Annotated in this window: 5 protein-coding genes; 1 reads left to right on the forward strand and 4 read right to left on the reverse strand. The window is 71.8% G+C overall.

Annotation, left to right across the window (positions count from 1 at the left end; all coding sequences use genetic code 11):
• Positions 1-163 precede the first annotated feature (163 nt).
• The 4 genes from rsrA to A6Q79_RS14655 form a co-directional block, all read right to left on the reverse strand.
• Entirely contained in the window at positions 164-454 is a 291-nt protein-coding gene (gene rsrA / locus A6Q79_RS14640; RefSeq protein WP_067856161.1) for a mycothiol system anti-sigma-R factor, read from the reverse strand.
• A complete protein-coding gene (locus A6Q79_RS14645) occupies positions 451-1,158 on the reverse strand; it encodes a sigma-70 family RNA polymerase sigma factor (RefSeq protein ID WP_286690869.1) in 708 nt (235 codons plus the stop codon). Before A6Q79_RS14645 ends, rsrA begins: the two co-directional genes overlap by 4 nt.
• Before the next feature lie 11 nt (positions 1,159-1,169).
• Positions 1,170-1,925 (reverse strand): SOS response-associated peptidase, encoded by a 756-nt coding sequence (locus A6Q79_RS14650; protein WP_317698680.1) that lies wholly within the window; start codon positions 1,923-1,925, stop codon positions 1,170-1,172.
• A 64-nt stretch (positions 1,926-1,989) separates the two neighbouring features.
• The gene (locus A6Q79_RS14655) at positions 1,990-2,640 is read right to left on the reverse strand and encodes a hypothetical protein (RefSeq protein WP_067856157.1); all 651 of its coding nucleotides are present in this window, start codon (positions 2,638-2,640) and stop codon (positions 1,990-1,992) included.
• A gap of 156 nt (positions 2,641-2,796) precedes the next feature.
• On the opposite strand from A6Q79_RS14655, the gene A6Q79_RS14660 reads away from it, so the two are divergent.
• Positions 2,797-3,355 (forward strand): sigma-70 family RNA polymerase sigma factor (locus tag A6Q79_RS14660; RefSeq protein ID WP_317698681.1); only part of this gene is annotated, 559 nt, incomplete at its 3' end.

Raw genomic sequence — 3,355 nt, forward strand, 5'->3', positions numbered from 1 at the left:
CTTTCGGAGCGCAGGACGAGCCGAAGCCGCGCCAGCGCAGCCCCACCCGAGCGAGAAGCCGCGCCAGCGCAGCCGCAGGTCGAGCACGAACCCGCACCCACGCAGCCGCAGGAGACGCCCCGACGCCCCTCCCCGAGCACGGGGAGGGGCGGCGGTGGGTGGGTCAGGAGGTGCGGTACTCGGTGATCTGGACCTGCACGGCCCGGATCGAGAGGAGCACCTTGTCGCGCAGCGGCTCGGGGGCGACCTCGCTGCAGGAGCGGTGCACGAGCGCCTTCACGAGACGCTCAAGGTCGTACTCGGTCAGGCACTGGCTGCAGTCGTCGATGTGCGCCTGGATCTCGTCGCAGCTCGCGCTGTCGATCTCCGAGTCGAGGAACAGGTAGAGGTTCTCGAGGGCCTTGGAGCAGTCGGGGCCGTCGCAGCCTCCGGTGGCGGTGGGCTCTGCGCTCACTGGTCGCTCACCCCGCTCGCCACGGCCATGCCGCGGTCACGGGCGTAGTCGGCCAGCAGCTCGCGCAACTGACGTCGACCACGGTGCAGACGGGACATCACGGTGCCGATGGGCGTGCCCATGATCTCCGCGATCTCCTTGTACGGGAAGCCCTCGACGTCAGCCAGGTACACCGCGTAGCGGAAGTCCTCGGGCAGCGCCTGCAGCGCGTCCTTGACGTCGCTGTCGGGCAGCCGCTCGAGCGCCTCCATCTCCGCGGACTTCAGGCCCGAGGACGAGTGCGCCTCGGCCGCCGCGATCTGCCAGTCCTCGATCTCGTCGGTGACCTGCTGCGGCTGACGCTGCTTCTTGCGGTAGGAGTTGATGTAGGTGTTCGTGAGGATCCGGTACAGCCACGCCTTGAGGTTCGTGCCCGGCTTGTACTGGTGGAACGCGCTGAACGCCTTCGCGTAGGTCTCCTGCACGAGGTCCTCGGCGTCCTGCGGGTTGCGCGTCATGCGCAGACCGGCCGAGTAGAGCTGGTTCAGGAACGGCATCGCCTCGGCCTCGAAGCGGACCTGGCGCTGCTCAGGCGTCTCGGTCGCGACGTCGACGTCGCTGTAGTCGACCACGTCGGCGAGCAGGTCGACGGACGGGTCGGACGCGGTGCCCTCCGAGGGGCTGCCCTCCGTGGTCCTGGCGGAACGTTCTGGGGTGTCGGTCATCGTGCTCCAGCCTACTCCCGCGGTCCGACGGTCGCCTGGGGCGACGACGTCGACGGACAAGGACGGGGGGCTGGTGGTGGTGCGCTCAGGGCACGCGAGCATGTCGGCCTCCTTACACGCATCACAACGGTGCCCACCCTCGCCCTATTCCGAGGGCCCACGCAGCAGCCCCGCCTCACTCGGCCGGCAGCGGCTCCACGAGCTCCGGACCGTTGTGGCGCACGTTGTTCACCTGGGTGCTGACGGGCCACGCCTCGAGCCGGCCCGGCGTGGCCGGGACCAGCAGGTCGAGGAGCTCGCCGGCCGGGGCGCCAGAACTCGTACAGACCCGCCAGGGCGAGCACGTCGCGGGCGTCGCCGTCGCCGGCCGCCGTGATGTAGAACGGCTGCTTCGGCGCCTTTGGGCCCTCCCCCGCGTACCACTCGTAGTAGCCGTCGGCGGGCACGATCGCCCGACGTCGCGCGAACGCCGAACGGAACGCCGGCTTCTCGGCCACCGTCTCGGACCGCGCGTTGATCATCCGGTTGCCGATCGAGCGGTCCTTCGCCCAGCTGGGCACGAGTCCCCACGTGGCGGCGTGCAGCTCGCGCCGCGGCGGGGCCGCCTCGTCGGCGTCGTCGCGCCGGCGCCCCACGACCAGCGGCGCCTGCTTGGTGGGCGCCACGTTCCAGTCGGGCGCGGGCAGCTCGACGCCGTCGCCGAGACCGGCCGCGAACGCGTCGTCGAGCTCGGCGGACGTCCGGGTGGTCGCGTACCTGCCGCACATGGTCCGAGCCTCCCACAGTGCACCGACATCAGCGTCTCAGCGACGCGGGGCCCGTCCCCGCCGGTCAGGACGACAGCGCGTGGAGCAGGCCCGGCAGGTCCTCGGCCGTGGGCGGAAGCTCCTCCACCCACAGCCGAGGTGCCGCGCCACCCGCCGGCGTGCGCCCGAGAAGCACACCGACGAGCGCGAGGGTCGTGGCATCGGCGCGCTCCCTCGCCGACACCACCACGAAGCGCCCCGGTCCCACCCGGGCGACGGTCTCGCCGCCCGGGTACACCGACCTGAGCACCTGGCCCACCTCGATGGCCCGCACCGACGTCTCGAGCGAGGACCTCGCCCGTCCGACGCCGACGTCGACCACCACGAGCACGTGCCCGTCGCCTGCGCGCTGCTCCTCGACAGCGGCGGCGCGGTACACGTCACCCAACCTGCTGTGCAGGTGCGGGACCGTCGACAACGACGTCAACGGGTCCTCGCAGCCTGCCTCGTGCACCCGTGCCACGGCACGTTCGGCCCACCCGAGGCACGCCGCCCGCACGGCCACGTGCCGTGGGGCGCCGTCGAAGGCCTCCTCGACGAGGTCGATCACCTCGTCGAGAGGGGACCCGTCGAGCGCTGCACTCGCTCCCACCACGTGTGCAACGTCCTCGACGTCGGTCCGACCGTCACGGACGGCGTCGGCGAGCAGCGCTACCGCGCGTCGCGTGTCCTCCATGTCGGTCCCCCTCTCGTGTCGGTCGCAGGAGGAACGGATGGGCCGACGTTCCATGACGCGGTACCGACGACTTTTTTTCCGAGCCGTCCCGCCGGTCGTGACGTCGAGGCCGCTCGCTCGTTGGACACCTCGGGAGCTTGGACGAGGGAGACGATCGTGCGGGACGCGCAGGCCACGACGCTGGACAGCAGCGACGCGGAGCTCATCCGCGCCGTGCGCGCCGGTGACACGAGCGCCTACGCCGTCCTCTTCCAGCGTCACGTGCAGGCGGCGACGCGTCTCGCCCGCCAGCTCCTCACGACCGGCGAGGCCGACGACCTCGTCTCCGAGGCCTTCCTCAAGGTCCTCGCTGTGCTGCAGGACGGCCGCGGGCCCGACGAGGCGTTCCGCGCCTACCTCCTGACCTCGGTGCGGCGTCTGCACGTCGACCGGGTCCGTGCGACCTCCCGCACCCGGCCGACCGACGACGACGCCGTGCTCGACCGTGGCGTGCCCTTCGAGGACGCGGTGAGCATCGCGTTCGAGAACGACGCGGCGGCCCGCGCGTTCGCGTCCCTTCCCGAGCGGTGGCAGCTCGTCCTCTGGCACGTCGAGGTCGAGGGCCAGAAGCCCGCTGCCGTCGCCCCGCTGCTCGGCATGAGCCCGAACGCCGTCTCCGCCCTTGCCTACCGTGCCCGCGAGGGGCTGCGCGCCGCCTACCTCGAGAGCCACGCGG

It is taken from the genome of Aeromicrobium sp. REDSEA-S32_B7, assembly GCF_001626145.1.
GTDB classification, from domain to species: domain Bacteria; phylum Actinomycetota; class Actinomycetes; order Propionibacteriales; family Nocardioidaceae; genus Aeromicrobium; species Aeromicrobium erythreum.

Bases quoted from the DNA above. Each gene is read 5' to 3' on its own strand.
- A6Q79_RS14645 (WP_286690869.1), bottom strand. From the start codon at position 1,158: ATGACCGACACCCCAGAACGTTCCGCCAGGACCACGGAGGGCAGCCCC.
- A6Q79_RS14650 (WP_317698680.1), bottom strand. From the start codon at position 1,925: ATGTGCGGCAGGTACGCGACCACCCGGACGTCCGCCGAGCTCGACGAC.
- A6Q79_RS14655 (WP_067856157.1), bottom strand. From the start codon at position 2,640: ATGGAGGACACGCGACGCGCGGTAGCGCTGCTCGCCGACGCCGTCCGT.